Annotated in this window: 22 protein-coding genes; 16 read left to right on the top strand and 6 right to left on the bottom strand. The window is 48.7% G+C overall.

What is annotated here, in order from left to right; translation table 11 throughout:
• Positions 1–12: 12 nt before the first annotated feature.
• The 11 genes from RFN81_RS17300 (at position 13) to RFN81_RS17250 (ending at position 11,089) form a co-directional block, all read left to right on the top strand.
• Positions 13–1,206, top strand: coding sequence for an O-antigen ligase family protein (locus RFN81_RS17300; RefSeq protein ID WP_264496984.1), 1,194 nt, complete (start codon positions 13–15; stop codon positions 1,204–1,206).
• A gap of 212 nt (positions 1,207–1,418) precedes the next feature.
• Positions 1,419–2,498: a lipopolysaccharide core heptosyltransferase RfaQ gene (rfaQ, locus tag RFN81_RS17295; RefSeq protein ID WP_264496983.1), complete on the top strand. Its 1,080-nt coding sequence runs from the start codon at positions 1,419–1,421 to the stop codon at positions 2,496–2,498.
• A complete protein-coding gene (locus RFN81_RS17290) occupies positions 2,498–3,619 on the top strand; it encodes a glycosyltransferase family 4 protein (protein ID WP_264496982.1) in 1,122 nt (373 codons plus the stop codon). The genes rfaQ and RFN81_RS17290 overlap by 1 nt, the downstream gene beginning before the upstream one ends.
• Positions 3,616–4,416 carry a lipopolysaccharide core heptose(I) kinase RfaP gene (gene rfaP, locus RFN81_RS17285; protein WP_264496981.1) on the top strand — a complete coding sequence of 267 codons (801 nt, stop codon included), beginning with the start codon at positions 3,616–3,618 and terminating at the stop codon, positions 4,414–4,416. Before RFN81_RS17290 ends, rfaP begins: the two co-directional genes overlap by 4 nt.
• Positions 4,417–4,432: 16 nt before the next feature.
• Entirely contained in the window at positions 4,433–5,527 is a 1,095-nt protein-coding gene (gene waaB / locus RFN81_RS17280; protein WP_264496980.1) for a lipopolysaccharide 1,6-galactosyltransferase, read from the top strand.
• Positions 5,528–5,545: 18 nt separating this feature from the next.
• On the top strand, positions 5,546–6,592 hold the full coding sequence (locus tag RFN81_RS17275) for a glycosyltransferase (RefSeq protein ID WP_264496979.1): 1,047 nt from the start codon (positions 5,546–5,548) through the stop codon (positions 6,590–6,592).
• The gene (locus tag RFN81_RS17270) at positions 6,571–7,491 is read left to right on the top strand and encodes a sugar glycosyltransferase (protein ID WP_264496978.1); all 921 of its coding nucleotides are present in this window, start codon (positions 6,571–6,573) and stop codon (positions 7,489–7,491) included. Before RFN81_RS17275 ends, RFN81_RS17270 begins: the two co-directional genes overlap by 22 nt.
• Positions 7,492–7,507: 16 nt before the next feature.
• Entirely contained in the window at positions 7,508–8,449 is a 942-nt protein-coding gene (locus tag RFN81_RS17265) for a lipopolysaccharide biosynthesis protein (RefSeq protein ID WP_264496977.1), read from the top strand.
• 57 nt (positions 8,450–8,506) lie between these two features.
• A complete protein-coding gene (gene waaA, locus RFN81_RS17260) occupies positions 8,507–9,784 on the top strand; it encodes a lipid IV(A) 3-deoxy-D-manno-octulosonic acid transferase (protein ID WP_264496976.1) in 1,278 nt (425 codons plus the stop codon).
• Between the two features lie 38 nt (positions 9,785–9,822).
• Complete coding sequence (gene coaD / locus RFN81_RS17255; RefSeq protein ID WP_264499033.1) at positions 9,823–10,308, top strand: pantetheine-phosphate adenylyltransferase; 486 nt, start codon at positions 9,823–9,825, stop codon at positions 10,306–10,308.
• Positions 10,309–10,387: 79 nt separating this feature from the next.
• Positions 10,388–11,089, top strand: a complete 702-nt coding sequence (locus tag RFN81_RS17250; protein ID WP_264496975.1) for a lipopolysaccharide core heptose(II) kinase RfaY — start codon at positions 10,388–10,390, stop codon at positions 11,087–11,089.
• 12 nt (positions 11,090–11,101) lie between these two features.
• Here the strand turns inward: RFN81_RS17250 and mutM are convergent, their stop codons facing one another.
• From mutM to radC, 4 genes are all read right to left on the bottom strand, one after another.
• Complete coding sequence (mutM, locus tag RFN81_RS17245) at positions 11,102–11,911, bottom strand: bifunctional DNA-formamidopyrimidine glycosylase/DNA-(apurinic or apyrimidinic site) lyase (protein WP_264496974.1); 810 nt, start codon at positions 11,909–11,911, stop codon at positions 11,102–11,104.
• A 220-nt stretch (positions 11,912–12,131) separates the two neighbouring features.
• Positions 12,132–12,299, bottom strand: a complete 168-nt coding sequence (gene rpmG / locus RFN81_RS17240; RefSeq protein WP_002442576.1) for a 50S ribosomal protein L33 — start codon at positions 12,297–12,299, stop codon at positions 12,132–12,134.
• A gap of 11 nt (positions 12,300–12,310) precedes the next feature.
• On the bottom strand, positions 12,311–12,547 hold the full coding sequence (gene rpmB / locus RFN81_RS17235; protein ID WP_264496973.1) for a 50S ribosomal protein L28: 237 nt from the start codon (positions 12,545–12,547) through the stop codon (positions 12,311–12,313).
• 237 nt (positions 12,548–12,784) lie between these two features.
• Entirely contained in the window at positions 12,785–13,450 is a 666-nt protein-coding gene (gene radC / locus RFN81_RS17230) for a RadC family protein (protein ID WP_264496972.1), read from the bottom strand.
• A gap of 153 nt (positions 13,451–13,603) precedes the next feature.
• On the opposite strand from radC, the gene coaBC reads away from it, so the two are divergent.
• The 3 genes from coaBC (at position 13,604) to slmA (ending at position 16,040) form a co-directional block, all read left to right on the top strand.
• Positions 13,604–14,881, top strand: a complete 1,278-nt coding sequence (gene coaBC, locus RFN81_RS17225) for a bifunctional phosphopantothenoylcysteine decarboxylase/phosphopantothenate--cysteine ligase CoaBC (protein ID WP_378928762.1) — start codon at positions 13,604–13,606, stop codon at positions 14,879–14,881.
• A complete protein-coding gene (gene dut / locus RFN81_RS17220; RefSeq protein ID WP_264496971.1) occupies positions 14,859–15,317 on the top strand; it encodes a dUTP diphosphatase in 459 nt (152 codons plus the stop codon). The genes coaBC and dut overlap by 23 nt, the downstream gene beginning before the upstream one ends.
• Positions 15,318–15,443: 126 nt before the next feature.
• Positions 15,444–16,040 (top strand): nucleoid occlusion factor SlmA, encoded by a 597-nt coding sequence (gene slmA, locus RFN81_RS17215; RefSeq protein ID WP_264496970.1) that lies wholly within the window; start codon positions 15,444–15,446, stop codon positions 16,038–16,040.
• 68 nt (positions 16,041–16,108) lie between these two features.
• Here slmA and pyrE read toward each other — a convergent pair whose 3' ends face one another.
• A complete protein-coding gene (pyrE, locus tag RFN81_RS17210) occupies positions 16,109–16,750 on the bottom strand; it encodes an orotate phosphoribosyltransferase (RefSeq protein WP_264496969.1) in 642 nt (213 codons plus the stop codon).
• 106 nt (positions 16,751–16,856) lie between these two features.
• Positions 16,857–17,573 carry a ribonuclease PH gene (gene rph / locus RFN81_RS17205; protein WP_264496968.1) on the bottom strand — a complete coding sequence of 239 codons (717 nt, stop codon included), beginning with the start codon at positions 17,571–17,573 and terminating at the stop codon, positions 16,857–16,859.
• A 267-nt stretch (positions 17,574–17,840) separates the two neighbouring features.
• Between rph and ycjG the strand changes: the two genes are divergently transcribed.
• A complete protein-coding gene (ycjG, locus tag RFN81_RS17200) occupies positions 17,841–18,806 on the top strand; it encodes an L-Ala-D/L-Glu epimerase (RefSeq protein ID WP_264499031.1) in 966 nt (321 codons plus the stop codon).
• Between the two features lie 44 nt (positions 18,807–18,850).
• A complete protein-coding gene (locus RFN81_RS17195) occupies positions 18,851–20,725 on the top strand; it encodes an ABC transporter ATP-binding protein (RefSeq protein ID WP_264496967.1) in 1,875 nt (624 codons plus the stop codon).
• Positions 20,726–20,743 lie beyond the last annotated feature (18 nt).

Here is a 20,743-nt window from a genome sequence, read left to right as displayed (position 1 = left end):
TCGGTCGCCGTGATGAATACCATTTTTCCTGGCTGTTTACTCACATTGGCCATCATGCCATTTAGCAGCATTCTTGCTGGCTGGATTTTTTATCTCACCGGTACATTATCGGTTTTCTATATCTCGACGCATTTAAGAACCGTCATTGCCGCTAAGCGATTATTGCTGTTGCCGCTCTGTCTGCTTGCCGTCGGCTTCACCAACCTCATGTGGTATCACCGCTATTATCAGCCCGATAGCCTTTTCCCTTATGTATATAACGCCTATAGAACCGCCGGCCACGCCAGCATCTTAGGCGCATTTATCCTGCTGGCCGTGTTGCATCTCGCGCGAGAAAAGCGCAACCAACCGCTGCTTAGCCTCATTACGCTCTGTGCGCTAACGCTGGGATACGTGTTTTATCAGGCGGGGTTCAGCGGTATGCACCGTATCGGGCTGGTATTCGGTACCGCCACCAGCGCAGCCTATTTTCTGACCTTTATTGGCGCGATAAGCGCACAGGCATTGCTGAAACTCGACGCCGCCTATAAATATTATCTCTATTTAGGGCACTTCCTGTTAGTCATGAGCGCGATTTTACTCACGGAAACCCGTGCCGCCATCGTCGTTTATCCCATTGTCGGCGCAACCATTTTATTGTCAGAAGTTAGGCATAACCCGCGTTTGTTTATCAAAGCGTTCATTGGAGCATCAGCCACGCTGCTGCTGTGTTTATGCCTTTTCCAAGACACCCTTCACCAGCGCGTTAACGATCTGATTAATGATGTACAAAGCTATAATATGAACAATAGCAGAACCTCGGTTGGCGCCCGCATCGCCATGTATCAGTCGGGGGTTGAAGCAGGAGAAGCGGCATTATTGGGGCAGTCCGCTGAACAGCGTGCAGACCGGATTGTGGCACAAGCGGCGCAACAGCCAAACTTGGCAGGCGCGGTTGAGTATTTGAACGTCCACCTGCATAACGAGCTGATTGACGCCTTTTCCCTTAAGGGCGTGCCAGGGGCAATATTGATCGTCGTATTCTATGCTTCGCTATTTTATTTTTCTTTTTTTGTACTACGTAGTCACCTGTCCGCGGCATTACTCTTCGCTTTGGTGATGTATGGGTTGAGCGACGTGATTCTTTACTCGCGGGATATGCTGATTGCCTGGCTAATGGCGTTTTGCCTCGGTACAACGTTGACGGGAAAATGGGTGAAGAATTAGCCCTGTTATAATTAGCATGTGGCAGTAGCATTTACCTCTGTGAGAGGGATGTGGGTTTTAGTACCATACCTCGTCTGGATACGTGCGCGATAAATTTGCGCACGCCAATTGCCGTGAAGTTTCGGGTCACCCAGTCCGCTGGTAGCTGTCGAGCCAGGGGCGGTAGCGTGCCTATAAAAATCATAAGTTTTTGATTACATTAAGGAAAATGAGTGAGTCAACGCATCATCTCTTATCGCCGGATTCTCGTGGTCAAGCTCAGATATCATGGCGATATGCTGCTAACCACTCCGCTTATCAGCACACTGAAAGCCAATTACCCTGACGCGAAGATCGATGTATTGCTGTATCAGGATACCATGCCGATTCTCTCCGCCAACCCAGAGATAAATGCGCTTTATGGGCTTAAAAGAAAGACTCGCACGCTTTGGGAAAAAATCCGTAATTTCAAAGAAATCGGGCAGAAACTGAAGAGAAATCATTACGACCTGATCGTTAATCTGGCTGACCAATGGCCTATCGCCCTATTGGTAAAATCATTAGGGGGACGTAGCATTGCCATCGATCGGGGCGATCGTCTGAAAGGAAAGATGTGGCGCTTATTTTTTAGCGATTGTGTGCGCCCTCTGGGGCAGCACGTCATTGAGCAAAATAGATCTTTACTCTCTCCGCTCCGGTTATCCGCGCAATCAGCCGATCGAATGTCGCTCTATTATCGCCTTGAAGATGCAGAACGCGTCTTCGGCGCACAACCGCAGCTTCGTGAACAACCTTATGTCGTCATCCAACCGACCGCCAGGCAATATTTTAAATGCTGGGACAATGATAAATTCGCCGCCGTCATTGATGCGTTGCATGATAAAGGGGTAGAGATTGTCCTCACCTGCGGCCCCTCGCCAGACGATCTACGCGATGTGCATGATATTTATGCTCAAAGCCACCATAAGCCGATTGTCTCGCTCGCCGGTAAAACCAGCTTTCTAGAGTTGGCGGCATTGATCGATAAGGCCGTGCTTTATATTGGCGTAGATTCTGCGCCGATGCACATGGCGGCCGCGCTGGGTACACCGCTAGTTTGCCTGTTTGGGCCAACCGACCATAAAAAATGGCGCCCCTGGTCTGGTAATAGCATCGTTATCTGGGCCGGGGACTACCAGCCGATGCCGGAAAGAACGTCTCTTGATAGAAATAAAAAATACCTATCTTGCATACCGTCGCGGGATGTCATTCAGGCGGCGGATTCCCTGTTGAAAGATCGGCTTAATGACAAAATGACAGGCAAGGAAGAATAATGAATATTGCTATCTGCCTGTATAAATATTTCCCCTTTGGCGGCTTACAGCGTGATTTTCTCAATATTGCGCAGGCGTGTGTCAAACGGGGTCATTCAGTGCGGGTTTATGTACTGTCGTGGCAGGGTGATAGGCCCGATAATATGGAGATTATTCTCGTTCCTACCTCCGGTCTGAGTAATCATACTCGCCATGCGCGCTACGTTGAGTGGGTGCAGTGCCATCTTGCAGCGCATCCCGTCGATCGGGTGGTCGGTTTTAATAAAATGCCGGGATTGGATTTCTATTACGCCGCTGACGTGTGTTATGCAGAAAAGGTTGAACGAGAGAAAGGTTTTTTTTATCGACTCACGCCACGCTATAAACACTATGCCGCATTTGAAACCGCGGTTTTCAAACCGACCAGCCAAACTCACATGCTAATGCTAACGCGGCGACAAATCGCGGATTTCAAAAAACATTATGGTACTCAAGACGATCGTTTCCACATCCTCCCGCCAGGCATTGCGTTAGATAGAAAATACGATCGCCATTCTCCTACGATCCGACAAACCTTTAGGCAGTCGCAGGGAATTGACCAGGATGCCATGGTTTTGCTCCAGGTGGGTTCTGATTTTAAACGCAAGGGAGTGGAACGCAGCATCATCGCGATTGCCAGTCTGCCCGCACGTTTACGCCATAATCTGATATTTCTGGTCGTCGGTCAGGATAAACCGCAATATTTCCACTCGGTCGCCGAAAAGCAAGGTATAGGGAAACAGGTGCGATTCTTCGCCGGTCGCAATGATATCGCCGATTTTATGGCCGCGGCGGATTTGCTCATGCATCCGGCACATCAGGAAGCGGCGGGCATTGTTTTGCTTGAAGCCATCGCGGCGGGGTTACCGGTATGTGTCACCGATGTCTGCGGTTATGCTTTTTATATTGATCAAGCGCAAGCCGGGCGTGTTATCCCGTCTCCTTTTAGCCAGGACGAACTAAATCTCGCTTTGCGTGATACGCTAAGTCAGCCGGATACGCTGGCGCACTGGGCGGAAAATGCCCGCCGTTTTGCCGACACGGCGGATATCTACAGCCTGCCGGAAAAGGCTGCCGCATTGATAACAGGTGAGCAAAGATGATCGAATTACGCGAACCTTTCGCCTCTCTGTGGAAGGATAAAGATCCTTTTGTTGAGGTCGAAAAATTGGATGGCGAGGTATTTCGCGCTCTGGAAAGCCGCCGCACGCTACGTTTTACGTTAGACGACCGTTCCTATTTTATCAAAATACATCGCGGCACGGCGTTGAAAGAAGCGCTAAAAAATATCGTGTCATTCAGGCTCCCTGTACTCGGTGCCGATCGGGAGTGGAAGGCTATTCATCGCCTGACTGAATTAGGGGTAAATACCATGCACGGCGTCGGCTTCGGACAACGCGGTATTAACCCCTTGCGCCGCCATTCTTTTATTATCACAGAAGATCTCAATCCAACGATCAGCCTGGAAGATTACTGTGCGACCTGGGCCAAAAATCCTCCAAGAGTAAAAGAGAAGCGGCGTCTTATCCGCCGGGTCGCGGAGATGGTGCGGGGGATGCATGCGGGTGGTATTAATCACCGCGATTGCTATATCTGCCATTTTTTATTGCATCTACCTTATGAACCGACCGATACCACATTTACGCTCTCGGTTATTGATCTACACCGCGCACAAATTCGCGATCGCGTTCCGCTGCGCTGGCGTAATAAAGATCTTATCGGACTTTATTTTTCATCATTAGACATCGGATTGACGAACAGAGATCGCTTATATTTTTTGCGGATTTATTTCGATCATCAGTCGTTACATACCACATTGCATCAGGAACAAGCATTATTCCGCGACGCCAATATTAAAGCAGAAAAAATTCGCGAGAGAACGCAACGCAAAGCGTTATAACCAGAGCCATACTATTATGAATATACTTTTTGTTGGTGAGGCGACCTCTGGGTTCGGTGGTATCGAGACCGTACTCAAAAAAGTAACCAGCTTTCTTGAAAACGATGCTGAAACGCCAAACGACTACACCTTGTATTTCTTATGTCGTGATGATCGTATGGATAAAGCCTGGCTGATGGGGAAAAAATTCGTTTGCCACCGTTCAGGTATAAAAATTTCATGTTTACGCCGCCGGTTTCATGCCAACGCGCTCGCGTCTTATATCAAAAGGAACCAGCCAGATGCTGTCATTGCCTTTGATGCCCCCACCTGTCGAGTTGCCGCACAAGCGATCCGATATAGTAAAAAAAAGCTGCCGTTAATATCCTGGCTGCATTATTCTCTCGATCATAAGAAACATGCCGAACAGGCATTGGTGGCAGATCATCATTTAGCAATCAGCTCAGGTATTAAGCAGCAATTAATCACGCGTGGCGTACCTCCCGAACGAATCTCTGTTATTTTCAATCCGGTTACTCCGCAAACGGCGGTTATTCCACGACCCACCGAAACAGAAAAGGCCGTGTTTATCTACGTCGGGCGGCTAAAATTTGAAGGGCAAAAACGTCTCAAAGATATGCTGGACGCGCTTTCCCGGCTAAAGGGTGAGTGGGAATGCCACTTTATTGGCGATGGTTCTGATTCCCAAGTCTGTCAGGACTATGCTAAAAAACTGGGCATTGCTGCGCAAGTCAATTGGCACGGTTGGCAGGCAACACCATGGGAATACATACAAAATAATATTAAGTATGTTTCAGCATTCATTATGAGTTCTGCCTTCGAAGGACTTCCCATGACATTACTTGAGGCTATGTCGTATGGTATATATTGCGTGAGTAGTGACTGTCCCTCTGGACCGGCAGATATCATCCAGAATGGCATCAATGGGCAACTGTATCCGATGGGAGATATCGATGCTCTGCGCATTGCGCTACAAGAAATTATCGATCAAGAATGCTTGCCGCCAACAGAACAGATAAAATCGTCGATACAAGCGTTTTATGATGATGTTTATTATCAGTCGATAAAGAACTGCATTAGCGCTGTCATCAAACATCAGATTATCTGCTAACTTTCGGCTGGGCCTACTATGTATTTTAAAAAAGATGAAGTGATTAAAAAGGTTGTTGAATTATCTTACTCATCTTCACATCACAGTAAGGATGCTCTGAATATTGCATTTGGTACGGATGAAAATTTTCTATTCGGCTGCGCAATTTCTATTACCTCAGTTTTACTAAAAAATCCCAACCAAGCATTGGCTTTTCATATTTTCACAGATACCCTTGATAGCGAGAATTATAATAGATTTAAGTCACTGGCTAAACAATATAATACGTCAATCACACTATATGTTGTTAATTGTCACTGGTTGAAATCACTACCAAATACTAAGAATTGGTCATACGCCATTTATTTTCGTTTTATCGCTATTGATTATTTCCATCACTATATTGATAGAATTATCTACCTTGACTCAGACATCGTTTGTAACGGTTCCTTGCAAGAGTTATCAGAGCTAAATCTAAAAGATTATATTATCGCTGCCGTCGCTGAAGGAGAAAGCCCCTGGTGGGAGAAATGCGCTAAACGGTTGGCTGTCTCTAAAATAAAGAATGGATATTTTAACTCTGGCGTTCTATTGATTAACTTAGAAAATTGGCATCGTAACAACATCACGACTAAAACAATGATGATGCTGATAGACAAGGATATTACAAACAGGATCTCATATCCTGACCAAGATATTCTTAATATGCTCTTACCAGAACACATCTTCTTCCTTGATAAGAAATACAATACACAATTCAGTATTAATTATGAACTAAAATGTAAGCGCGGCGAAACCTATCCACATCCGATCAATGATAAGACGGTTTTCATTCATTACATCGGACCAACAAAACCCTGGCACGAATGGGCCATCTACCCAAGTTCGGGTTATTTTTATGAAGCAAAAGCCAAATCTCCTTGGCGAGATGTACCCCTTGAGAAAGCCAATTCAGCCAATCAACTTCGTTATAGTTCCAAACATTTTTTTCATAAAGGAAAATCATTCCTGGCAATAATTAATCAAAATAAATATTTAATAAAAAAATTAAAGGAAATATGTAAATGGGAATTTTTGAGAAAATAAAAAAAGAATTCTATAAAGTTCTATACAAAGTCACACACTCAAAAAAATACCACCATAATAGAAAGCTATGGCCGGATGTAAAAATAACAAGAAATAAAGATCATGAAATCATCGAGTTATTATATAAAGGAGAGAAGATTCCGTTGTTAGGAATTGATAGAATAAAGAGAGGCCAAGGAGGTCCAATATTATTAATTGCATCAGGCCCATCTATTAATGATATTAAATTCGACAAAAAATTAGATATTCCTATCATGGGGGTAAATGGAGCATATTCCCTGAATGGCGTAATAAATTTCTCTTTTTATGTTATAACAGATATTTATTTTCCAGATCATCGTCCTAACATCATAAAAGAAATCATAAGCGATAAAAATTTAATTCTATTTACAACTGTCGGAGTTATTATAAAGATAATTAAAAAACATAGTATCGACTTTTTAAAGTGTTCAATATTTATAATAGAGGATGTCTACGAAAGAACCTATCTTCCGAAATATAACTTCCATGACTTATATATTAGTAATAAAGAGAATCTGAGTTTTCACTTTGATAAAATTAATAATATCGGTTTCTCGACCGACATAAACGAAGGATTATTTCCAGGGAAAACTGTCATATATTGGGCATTACAAATCATATCCTATCTTGGGTTTGAGAAAGTTTATATATTAGGCATGGATATGAATAATTTTGAAAAACCGAGATTTTATGAAAATAAAAATGACAAAGTTCATACTCAATTAGATATAGATATGGATTCTATAATGCTTTCTTTAAAACAGGCATCTTATGTCTTAGAACAAAAATTGGGAGTCAAAGTAATAAATCTTTCACCTAATAGTTCTGTTCCAGAAACCATTTTTAAAAAATCAGAGTTCAAAAAATATTTTAGTTAAAAATATTGGGGGCAATATGATATATTTTGCTGATTGGAATGATGATTATGAAAGGGTAATGATTACATATTTAAAAAGAGAATATGAAATTGCCGATATAAAAATAGCATCAAAGAGAATTTACTCGATTAATAAGAGAATAAAAAATAATGAGATGTTGAATTTTTTGGTTGGGAAATATATAAAATCTAAATATAAAAATCTATCAAATGACGATATTTTGATATTTAAAGAGTCCCTGTTCTATAAATATATCGACATAATAAAACATATTGAGTGCAGAAAAATACTTCTGCTACGAAGTAGTTTGGCAGAGAGCAAGGATGTATCTTTCTCTGTCGCGAAAAGAGTATTTGAAAGAATATATAGTTTCGACAAGCAAGACTGTAAAAAAGAAGACTTGTTCTATTTGAACCAGTTTTTCCCCTTCGGTTTTAAGGAAGTAGAAGAAATAAGGAAGGGAATCATAATACATCCCAAACAGTGTTTCTTTCTCGGAAGGGATAAAGGAAGGATAGAGGATATAGAATATATAGCTAAAAGATTGGAAGAAAATTCCCTGACAATAAATTTTCATGTGGTAAAAGATAAAACTTCGTTCAAAAAATCAAAATATTATGTGAGTGATTATTTAACTTATGATGATAATATAAAAAAATCATTAGAATCTGAGGTGTTATTGGAAATAAATAGAGAGGGGCAGTCGGGGCTGACTTTGAGAACGTTAGAAGCGATATTTTTTGATAAAAAAATAATAACCAATAACACGGATATTGAAAAATATGATTTTTACTCTCCTAATCAATTTTTTATTTTAGGAAGAGACTCTCTTAGTGAAATAAATTATTTTTTAGATGCGCCGGTTACTCCTGTAAAAAAATCTATATTATATCAGTATAGTCCTGATTGTATGTTAAATAATATCATTAGAGATTTTAACTATTCGGAAATAAAATAGCCATATCCCCACAAACCCGATAAAATCCCCCGGCGATAACCGATAACAGTAGATATTATGTTACAAACCCTCTACACCTTTATTCTGTACCTCATCCAGCCGTTGATTTGGTTGCGCCTGTGGCTTCGTGGCCGTAAGGCCCCAGCCTATCGTCGGCGTTGGGGTGAGCGTTATGGCTTTTGTGCGGAGAAGGTCAAGCCTGACGGTATCATGTTGCATTCCGTTTCCGTGGGTGAAACTCTCGCCGCCATTCCTTTAGTCAGAGCGCTGCGCCACCGTTACCCTCATCTGCCCATCACGGTGACAACGATGACGCCAACTGGCTCTGAGCGCGTGCGATCCGCTTTTGGCGATACGGTTTACCATGTTTATCTCCCTTACGATTTGCCCTGCGCGTTAAAACGTTTTTTCGATCAGGTGCGCCCCAAAATTGTCATCATTATGGAAACTGAACTGTGGCCAAACCTGATCGCGGAACTGCATAAGCGCGATATTCCATTGGTTGTCGCAAACGCCCGGCTCTCCGCGCGCTCTGCGGCGGGTTATAAGAAGATTGGGAAATTAATGCGTCATATGTTGCGGCAGGTTACGCTCGTCGCCGCACAGAATCAGGAAGATGGTGATCGATTTATCGAACTTGGCTTGAAGCGCTCAAGCTTAAAAGTCACCGGCAGCCTAAAATTCGATATCTCCGTAACGCCAGAATTGGCGGCCCGAGCCATTACTTTGCGTCGACAATGGGCACCGCATCGTCCGGTATGGATCGCCACCAGTACGCACGAAGGTGAGGAAGCGATCGTTCTGGCTGCTCACCGGCAGTTGCTTGGCACTTACCCAAACTTATTATTAATTTTGGTGCCCCGCCATCCGGAGCGTTTCTCCACGACTCAGGCATTGGCAGAAAATCTGGGGTTTGCTTATACGCTGCGTAGCAGTGGCGAAACACCTTCTCCGCACACGCAGGTCGTGATTGGCGATACCATGGGCGAACTCATGCTGTTATATGGCATCGCCGATCTTGCTTTCGTGGGAGGGAGTCTGGTTGAGCGAGGCGGGCATAACCCGCTAGAAGCTGCCGCCCATGCGATCCCGGTATTGATGGGGCCACACACGTTCAATTTCAAAGATATCTGCAATAAGCTAGAGCAGGCTGATGGCTTGATTACCGTCACTGATGCAGACTCACTTGGAAAAGAGGTTGGGAAACTGCTCGCTGATGAAGACTATCGTCTCTACTATGGTCGACATGCTGTGGAGGTATTACACCAAAATCAGGGCGCGTTACAGATGCTATTGACGTTATTGGAACCTTATTTACCTCAGCGGACGCAGTAAAGCAGTCGCTACCATACATTGAATGAAGGGCTGGCGTGATGACAACCAAAGCGATTTATCCTGGAACGTTCGATCCCTTAACCTATGGCCATTTGGATCTGTTAACGCGCGCAGCGCGACTGTTCGATCATGTTATACTGGCTATCGCCGCCAGCCCGAGCAAGCATACGCTTTTTACTCTGGATGAACGCGTCGCGCTGGCAAAGGGGGCGACACAACATTTATCAAATGTCGATGTTATCGGTTTTAGCGATCTCATGGCGCATTTTGCACAGCAGCAAAATGCGACTATTCTTGTCCGTGGTTTGCGAGCCGTAGCCGATTTCGAATATGAGCTCCAGCTCGCGAAAATGAATCACCATTTGATGCCTACGCTCGAAAGCGTATTCCTAATGCCATCAGAAAAATGGTCGTTTATTTCTTCTTCTCTAGTTAAAGAAGTGGCACGACATGGTGGCGATGTATCACATTTTTTACCTGCCGACATTTCAGCGGCGCTGAGAAAAAAACTGAGAATGTCTTAAATAAAGGTATCCCCGTAGCATGAAGCAACGGGCCATTAGTCACTTCAAAATGGAGTTGTAGATTTATCTGGACAGCGTCATGACAATAAAAAAAATAAATAGTGAAGGATTTTCAATTTATATCAAGGATGACGGCACTGACTATCTTGCGCTGTTGCATGCGTTTTTAGCCGGCAAACTTGATTACAAGCTGCTAAACAGTGGCAATGCAGATCGCTCGGTTGCATTGGTGCGATCTCAAGGGAAAAAATACGTCATTAAACGCGATCGGGAGATTGATAGCCGTATCGAAAAGAAAATTATGAATTTTATTTTCGGACCGTTCTTCTCGCGCCTAATTGTTGATATTGATCGTGCTATTGCTCGCGGTTGTACGGTAACGGCGGATCTTTATCTGGTGATGGAGAAAACGCATTTTCGGATGGTCACTGATGTATATACCATTCATGAATATATTGATGGCACGCCGCTTGCCAATCTTCGTCAATTGAAGAAATATATTCCTGCGATACGTTCTTGCGTCCTATCCTTACACGCGGCAGGTTTAGCGTCGAATGATATTCATGCCGGTAATTTTATTCTGACACCGCATGGCGATATCCGAATTATCGATCTTTCTGCCAAAGGCAGCCATAAGGTTTGTCAGGCGAATGATCTACTGGCATTGCACCGCCAATTTAATATTGACGTTGATTCGACAGGATGGGTTTATCATCTCATTCGGTTAAAAGAACAATTTCGTTTTTTTTCCCGCAAGCTACGACATCGCGACTGTCATTAACGGCAACGATAATTACTTCTGACATCGGCGGCAGAAAAACGTGCTGCGCTGCCCATGTTTTGCGATTTCGATCGGTGTTCCACATGTTCGGCAGGGTTCGCCGTTACGGCCATAAACGCGTAGTTCCTGCGCGAAATAGCCGGGCTTACCATCGGATTGCAAAAAGTCGCGCAGCGTCGTGCCGCCCTGTTCAATCGAAAGTAGTAGTACCTGTTTAATCACGCTCACCAACACAGCCGCCTCACTTTCCGTTAACGACCCGGCGGCCCTGTCAGGGTGGATACCCGCAGCAAACAGCGATTCGCTCGCGTAAATATTCCCTACGCCAACCACCACTTTGTTATCCATAATCCACTGTTTTATTGCCGTCCTTTTACCGCGAGACGCCTGATAGAGATAACTTGCCGAGAATTCTGCTTCTAGTGGTTCAGGCCCCAGATGCGCCAGGACCGAGCAGGTTTCTGGATTATCCGTCCATAGCCAGGCGCCAAAACGCCGAGGATCGGTGTAGCGCAGCACTTTGCCGCTGTCCATCACCAAATCAACGTGATCGTGCTTCGCTGGCTCGCTATATTCTGGCAATATCCGTAGGCTACCAGACATGCCAAGATGCACAATAATCCAGCCGTGTTTCAGTTCAATTAAGAGGTACTTTGCTCGCCGACTCACACTCCGTACCGGCTCATCACTCAGCGCAAGGATTTCAGGCGATACCGGCCAGCGCAGGCGCGGATTCCTGACTTCAGCGTAGAGAATGGTGTGATCGACAAGATACGGTAGAATCCCCCGACGACTGGTTTCGACCTCAGGCAATTCAGGCATGCGCGTCTCCTGATAAAGGTGGCTACATTAGCATAAACAACAGGATACCCTCTGTGACAATCCGCAAGACAGGGATACGATGGGAAACGGGATCTCTGCTGGCGTATTTTAATTTTACCCGCAGTATTTACCACATAACAGTTAAACCAAATCGACACGCTGGCTGGCACATGACGAAAAAAAACCCGACCAAAGCCGGGTTTTTATCAAGAAACCAAAATTATTTAATTTTGGCTTCTTTGTAGACAACGTGCTGACGGACAACCGGATCGAATTTCTTCAGTTCCAATTTTTCCGGTTTAGTACGCTTGTTCTTCGTGGTGGTATAAAAGTGACCAGTACCAGCAGAAGAAACCAGCTTGATCTTCTCGCGAACACCCTTAGCCATGATTCAGTTCCTTAGTACTTTTCGCCACGGGCACGCAGATCGGCCAGAACCGTCTCAATACCCTTTTTATCAATAACGCGCATACCTTTAGCAGATACACGCAGCGTTACAAAGCGCTTCTCGCCTTCAACCCAAAAACGGTGTGAATGCAGGTTCGGCAGAAAACGGCGTTTGGTCGCATTCAGTGCGTGGGAACGGTTATTACCGGTCACCGGACGCTTGCCAGTAACTTGGCAAATTCGGGACATGTCTATTCTCCAAAAATCAAATCAGCTCGAGCTTCGTATAGGGTTTGGCCGCCTCGTCAGGCTTTAGAGCCCATCTCAGCAACTTCACTGGAAAGACTCTGTCATCAGGATAAACCTGCTGAGATAGGCTCTTAACGCCACACCCAAGATTCTCAAAGGTGGCGTAGTATACGCTTTGAAGTCTAAGCGCTCAAGTCCCGAACAGCTAAAGATCCCCTTGGATCGCGGAAATCTCGGTCAAATCCAGCCGCGTTCGGCAAAAGAAACATATTCTCCTTGCCCGATAACCAAATGATCGAGCACACGGATTTCCATCAACTGGCACGCTTTGACAATCTGTTCGGTTATCGCGCGGTCAGCCTGACTCGGCTCCGCTTTCCCCGACGGATGATTATGCGCCAGTATTAGCGCTGCCGCATTCGCCTTTAGCGCTTCACGCACAATTTCACGTGGATGTACCTCTACGCTACTGATTGTCCCCACAAACATCTCCTGATGGCGAATAACGTGGTGCTGGTTATCTAAAAACAAGACGAGGAAGACTTCGCGTTCACGTCTCGATAGCAAGAGTTGCAAATATTGTCCCGTCGCTTCTGGGTTCCGCATCGCATCCTCTTTCGCCAAACGGGAGAAAAATAGCCGTCGCGATAGCTCCGCGATGGCCCTAAGCTGCGCATATTTTGCGAGCCCCACGCCTTTGGCCGCGTGGAAGGCTGTCTGGTCAGCCGTCATTAGCTGGTATAACGACCCAAACTGGGCCAACAATCCCTCGGCCAATTGCATCACATGCACGCCGGGTAACCCGGTACGTAAAAAAATCGCCAGCAATTCGGCATCCGTCAACGACTCCACACCAAGACGCACCAGCTTTTCACGCGGCGCCAAACCCTTTTCCCACCCCATTACACTCCCCCTGTACCGCTCGACAGCATCATGTCACGCCCGCAGAAATAGAACGACATCGGTGATAAAGAGCTGCGAAGCGTCCCGCAATCTGCTTAGGGAAATCGCACTGACAGCCTTAAGGTTCCTCTCTGAACGTGAGGTTATGGTAAAATGGCGGTTCTTCTGACTTTCACTCGGACCATGATGATGACGGAATTTTCCAGTCTGAACGCTCTCTCTGGCAAACGAATCTTGCTGGGCATCAGCGGTGGTATTGCCGCGTACAAGTGCCCGGAACTGGTGCGGCGTCTGCGCGATGCGGGAGCCGATGTGCGGGTAGTCATGACCCCTGCCGCCAAAGCGTTCATCACGCCACTGACGCTGCAAGCCGTCTCCGGCTATCCCGTATCCGATGACCTGTTTGACCCTGCGGCAGAGGCGTCAATGGGCCACATCGAGTTAGGGAAATGGGCGGATTTAGTCATTCTCGCGCCTGCCACCGCCGATCTCATTGCTCGTATCACCGCTGGCATGGCGAACGACCTACTGACCACGCTGTGTCTGGCGACACCCGCGCCTGTCGCTGTCGTCCCGGCAATGAATCAGCAGATGTACCGTGCCGTGCCCACACAAGACAACCTGCGCACGCTGGCGGCTCGCGGTTTACCTATTTGGGGGCCGGATAGCGGCAGCCAGGCATGTGGCGACGTTGGGCCGGGCCGTATGATCGACCCGCAGGAGATTGTCGGGTTAGCGCAGCGTCATTTTTCTGCCATCAACGATCTGCACCATCTGAACATTCTGGTCACCGCTGGGCCAACGAGAGAAGCGCTGGACCCGGTTCGCTTTATCTCCAATCATAGCTCCGGAAAAATGGGCTTTGCTATCGCGCAGGCCGCGGCAGCCCGTGGCGCGAATGTCACACTGGTCAGCGGCCCGGTTTCGCTCGCCACGCCGCAGGGCGTCACACGTATTGACGTCGGCAGCGCGCTGGAGATGGCGCAGGCGGTGATGGCACACGCGCCCCAGCAGCACATTGTGATCGGTTGCGCTGCGGTTGCCGACTATCGCGCCAAACAGATTGCCGATGAGAAAATTAAAAAACAGCACCAGCAAGGTGAAGAAATGACGCTCACTCTGGTCAAAAATCCGGATATTATCGCCGATGTTGCCGCGATGGTGAATAATCGTCCTTATGTTGTCGGGTTTGCCGCTGAAACCCAGAATGTGGAAGAATACGCCCGGCAGAAACTGGCGCGTAAAAAATTGGATCTGATTTGCGCGAACAACGTCTCGCTTTCCGGGCATGGTTTTAATAGTGAAACCAATGCATTACACCTTTTTTGGCAAGACGGGGACGCGGTGTTGCCGCAGTGCGACAAGCGTCTTCTTGGCCAAAGATTAATCGACGAGATTATCAGCCGTTATGATGAAAAAAATCGACGTTAAGATTGTTGACCCACGCGTTGGGCAGCAGTTCCCGCTACCGACCTATGCTACGCCGGGTTCTGCCGGGCTTGATCTACGCGCTTGCTTGGATCAGCCAGTAGAACTTAACGCAGGGGAGACGACGCTGATCCCCACCGGGCTGGCGATTCATATTGCCGATACCGGGCTGGCGGCGGTTATCCTTCCGCGTTCTGGGTTAGGTCATAAACATGGCGTGGTGCTGGGGAATTTGGTTGGACTGATTGATTCGGATTATCAGGGGCAACTGATGGTCTCCGTTTGGAATCGTGGTCAACAGGCGTTTACCATTGAACCGGGCGAGCGCATCGCGCAGATGGTTTTTGTCCCCGTCGTGCAGGCCGAATTCAACCTGGTCGACGATTTCGTTAGTAGCGAACGCGGAGAAGGCGGCTTCGGCCACTCAGGCCGCCGCTAACGCACGCCACCCACCTCGTCGTGTAACAATACCTATAAGCCACAGCGCCCGTTAATTCCTGGAAAATAGCGACTGTGGCGCCACGGGGTGCTTGTCAGCCACTATTTAGCAAGGGTCTTTTCAGACATGGCAGAAAAAGAAAGTACGAAGAGGAATCGCCGCGAGGAGATTTTGCAGGCGCTGGCGCAGATGCTGGAGTCCAGCGATGGCAGCCAACGTATCACCACGGCAAAACTGGCGGCAAACGTCGGCGTGTCTGAAGCGGCGCTCTACCGGCATTTCCCGAGTAAAACGCGGATGTTCGATAGCCTGATTGAATTTATTGAGGATAGTCTGACTACCCGCATTAATCTGATTCTGCAAGACGAGAAAGAAACATTTAATCGTCTTCGTCTGATTCTACTGCTAATTTTAGGATTCGCGGAGCGCAATCCAGGCCTGACTCGCATCATGACTGGTCATGCGCTGATGTTTGAACAAGATCGCCTGCAAGGGCGAATTAACCAACTGTTTGAGCGTATCGAATCACAGCTACGCCAAGTTTTACGCGAACATAAGCTACGCGACGGCAAAGGTTTCCAGCATGATGAAACGTTGTTAGCCAGCCAGTTGCTCGCATTTTGCGAAGGGATGTTGTCACGCTTTATTCGTTCGGAGTTTCGCTATCGGCCGACCCAGGAATTCGCTACCCGCTGGCCGCTGCTCGCCGCACAATTGAACTAAACAGCACTTTTCATTGAAATGGTGAGGATATCGCTAGCTATTTTGGGCGATATCCTGCCCCTATCACCTTAGATTCCGTACTGCTGGCGATAGGTTTCCACCGCCGCCAGATGCGTCGCCATCTCTGGTTTTTCCGCCAGATAAGCAATCAAATCCTTTAGCGTAATAATCGAAATCACCCTGCACTGATAATCCCGTTCCACTTCCTGAATCGCAGACAGATCGGCACGGCCACGTTCCTGACGATCTAACGCAATCATCACCCCCGCCAGCGTCGCGCTATGGGCACGAATGATCGCCATCGATTCCCGAATCGCCGTGCCCGCTGTAATCACGTCATCTACCAGCATCACGCGGCCCTGTAACGGACTACCGACCAGGCTGCCGCCTTCGCCGTGGTCTTTTGCCTCCTTACGGTTGAAGCAATAGGGAAGATCGCGATCGTGATGTTCAGCTAACGCTACCGCAGTGGTCGTGGCAATCGGAATGCCTTTGTACGCCGGCCCAAACAGCAGGTCGAACGCTACGCCGGAATCGACCAGCGCTTCCGCATAAAAACGCCCCAGTAAGGCCAGATCGCGCCCGGTATTAAACAATCCGGCATTGAAGAAATAGGGGCTGATACGCCCGGATTTCAAGGTAAACTCGCCGAACTTCAATACCTGCTTGCTGAGCGCAAACTCAATAAACTGGCGCTGGTAGGCTTTCATTACGGCATCTCCTCATATTACGGATTAATCAGGTGATTAATGGTTAATTAAAACGGAGGGTTAAACATAAAAAAAGCGACCATGTGGCCGCTCCTGCGCTAACAAATCAATCGATTAAGGCCGCTTTCTGCGCCTGAATAATCGTATCAATGCCCTCTCGGGCTAAGGCCAGCAGGGCAAGTAATTCTTCGTGGCTAAACGGCTCGCCCTCGGCGGTGCCTTGCACTTCAATCATGCGCCCGTCTTCGGTCATGACGACATTCATGTCGGTTTCTGCGGCGGAATCTTCCACGTATTCCAGATCGCACAGCGCTTCGCCGTTGACAATACCGACGGAAACCGCGGCGACCATGCCTTTCATCGGGTTCTTTTTCAGCTTGCCGCTGGCGACCATGTTATTTAACGCATCGGCTAACGCCACACAGGCGCCAGTGATGGAGGCGGTGCGCGTGCCGCCGTCGGCCTGCAATACATCGCAGTCGAGCGTAATGGTGTATTCGCCAAGCACTTTCAGGTCGATTGCCGCACGCAGCGAGCGCGCGATCAGGCGCTGGATCTCCAACGTCCGTCCGCCCTGTTTGCCTTTAGCCGCCTCACGGGCATTACGGCTATGCGTGGCGCGTGGCAGCATACCGTATTCAGCAGTAACCCATCCTTTCCCCTGGCCCTTCAGGAAACGCGGAACGCCTTCTTCCACGGTGGCATTGCATAGCACTTTGGTATCGCCAAATTCGACTAAAACGGAACCTTCAGCGTGTTTCGTATAATGGCGGGTCAATTTAAGGGGGCGTACTTGCTGTGCACTTCGGCCTGTTAGGCGCATGGCTCATCTCCGGCGGGTCAATGAAAACTGGCGCGCATTATACACGAAATCATTCGCATTGTTTGGTTGGGCTGGGCCAGGTTTGAGCGGCCCATGACGAATCTTTGGCGGGCGGCGGGATATCGCGTTTGCCAACGCATAACCAGTCATACCTTATGCTTATGCTATAACTTCAGGTTATACCCCACGGATGAAGAAGTATTCGTCAGTGCTGGTGCATCATGAAATAGTTTATTCATTCCCTGAGTGTGAATGAGAAGAATGATGATGCGGCATATGCAAATTGAAACCGTCAATCTGCCACTCGCCCGCCCTATGGCGACGGAGAACGGTAGGCGTCACGCGGTTACCGTTATTCGCGTCGCGTTAGAAGAGAAAGGATTTATTGGACAAGGTGAATGTACGCCGGTTGCCCAATATGGCGAGTCTGCCGCCAGCGTATGTCACCAGCTCGCGGTGATCCAAGAGGCGATAGAAACCGGCCTTAGCATCGAACAACTTCAACTGCATTTATCGCCGGGGGCCGCCAGAAATGCGTTGGACTGTGCGCTGTGGCGGTTGAACGCCGCCTTAGAAAAACAGACGCTGTGGCAACGCGTTGGGATCCATCCACCCCAATCCATGATCTGTGCGCAAACATTGGCGCTCGATAGCGTAGATAACATGGCGGCGGCGGCCTCCGACGCCGTTTCCCACGGCGCACTGCTGTTGAAAATCAAACTCGATCGCGAACTCATTCTGGAAAAAGTCGCCGCTATTCGTGCCGCCGCGCCCGACGCCAGATTAATTATTGATGCCAGAGCAAGCTGGAGCGGGCTGGATTTACAGAGTCTATCCACCGCGCTACTGCCTTACCAGGTCGCGATGATTGAGCAACCGCTGCCTGTCGATAAAGACGAGGATTTGCAGCGTTTCGCCCATCCGATTCCTATCTGCGCGGATGAAAGTTGTCGCCATCGCGGAGATATTATCGGGCTGCGTCGTCGTTACGACGTCATTAACGTCAAACTCGATAAATGCGGCGGGCTGACTGAGGCGTTGACCATGGTGCGTGAAGCGCAATTTCACGGCCTGCGTATCATGGTGGGGTGCAGGCTAGGCTCGTCGATGGCAATGGAAGCGGCTCTGCCGATCGCCGCCGATGCCGAGCATGTCGATCTCGATGGCCCGATTTGGCTGGCCGCCGACAGTTCGCCTTACCTCACTTATAACCTTGGACGAATTTGGCTATGACGCCTTCAAGCGCGGCCCTATTAACACATTCAACCGGAGTGACCATGACGGATATCATGCGCACGGGTGCCGCCACCGCACCTGGTAACGCCTCCCGACCTGTGCTGGAGATCGACGATCTGAGCATCAGTTTTCGTGGCCGTTCCGGCACGCATCAGGCGCTAAAGGGTATTTCCTTTACTGTGAACAAAGGTGAAGTGGTCGCCGTAGTCGGTGAAAGTGGCTCAGGAAAATCGGTCACGTCACTGGCCGTGATGGGATTGCTGGCGGAGTCGGCCAACATTGAACGTGGCGCGCTCCGTTTTACCGCCCACGACGGTCAGCAGCACGATCTGTTGAGCATGAAAACAGAAGCCCGACGCAAGCTGCGCGGTCGCGATCTCGCGATGATTTTTCAGGAACCGATGACCTCGCTCAATCCGGTGCTGAAAGTCGGCGACCAACTTACCGAAGCGCTGCTTGACCATAAAATCTGCGATGCCGCCAGCGCGGACAAAAAAGCCCGTGAACTACTCCATAAAGTGCGTATCGCCGATGTCGACCGTGTGATGAAGAGCTACCCGCACTCGCTGTCCGGCGGTATGCGTCAGCGCGTGATGATCGCTCAGGCGCTGGCCTGCGATCCGCAACTGTTGATCGCCGACGAACCGACTACCGCGCTGGATGTCACCGTGCAGGCACGCATTCTGCAAATCCTGCGCGATCTACAACAGCAGAGCGACATGGCGGTGCTGTTTATTACCCACGATATGGGGGTGGTGGCGGAAATCGCCGACCGCGTGGTGGTGATGTATCGCGGCGAAATCGTAGAGCAGGGCACCGTCGAACAGATTTTCGCCGCACCGCAACACCCGTATACCCAATCACTGCTGGCCGCCGTACCCAAACTGGGCGATATGCGCGATAGCCTGTGGCCAAAGCGCTTTCCATTATTGGGGCAAGAAGCGGGCGACTCGGAAGACAGTGAGCAGGTGACCGCCCGTTATGACACTGCGCCACTGCTGGATATTCGCGGGCTGAGCGTCTACTACCCGATGCGCAGCGGGATTTTGTCTACCGTCACCCACTATGTTCACGCGGTAGAACAAATCGATTTCAACGTTTGGCCGGGCGAAACGCTGGCTATTGTCGGCGAAAGCGGCTGCGGAAAATCCACCACCGGACGTGCGCTACTGCGCCTGGTACAGAGCGACGCGGAGAGCATTCGTTTTCAGGGCAACGAAATATCTCATATGAAAGAGCGTGATTTTCAGCCGCTGCGCCGAAAAATGCAGATGGTATTTCAAGATCCGTATGCTTCGCTCAACCCTCGTCTGACGGTTGGTTTTACCATCGCCGAACCGCTGATGCTCCACGGGCTGGTGAAATCGCTGGAAGAAGCGACGCCGCAGGTGCAGGCGTTGTTGAAAAGCGTTGGCCTGCTGCCTGAGCACGCGCGCCGTTATCCGCACGAGTTTTCCGGCGGACAGCGTCAGCGTATCGCCATCGCTCGCGCGATGGCGCTCCAACCACAGGTCATCATTGCTGATGAAGCGGTGTCGGCGCTGGATGTGTCGATTCAGGCGCAGGTGGTCAATCTGATGATGGATCTCCAGAAAAATACCGGTGTGTCGTGGATTTTCATCTCGCACGATATGGCCGTGGTCGAACGCATCGCCAACCGCGTCGCGGTGATGTATCTCGGCCAGATTGTGGAGATCGGCCCGCGCCAGTCAGTGTTTAACGATCCCCAGCATCCATATACCCGCCGTCTATTGGCTTCGGTGCCGATTGCCGACCCAACGCGCCGCGGTGCGCGCCAGTTTGACGACAGCGAAATCCCTTCACCTTTGCGTAAAGCCGGTGAGACCGTCGCCAAAACGCGCTATCGCGAGGTTGCGCCGCACCACTGGGTCGCCGACAACGAATCGGCCGCCTGAAACGTGACGTCATGACAA

It is taken from the genome of Pectobacterium cacticida (assembly GCF_036885195.1).
GTDB lineage: Bacteria > Pseudomonadota > Gammaproteobacteria > Enterobacterales > Enterobacteriaceae > Pectobacterium > Pectobacterium cacticida.
Note: the sequence above shows the minus strand (reverse complement) of the source record. Positions and strands in the feature narration are given on the sequence as shown.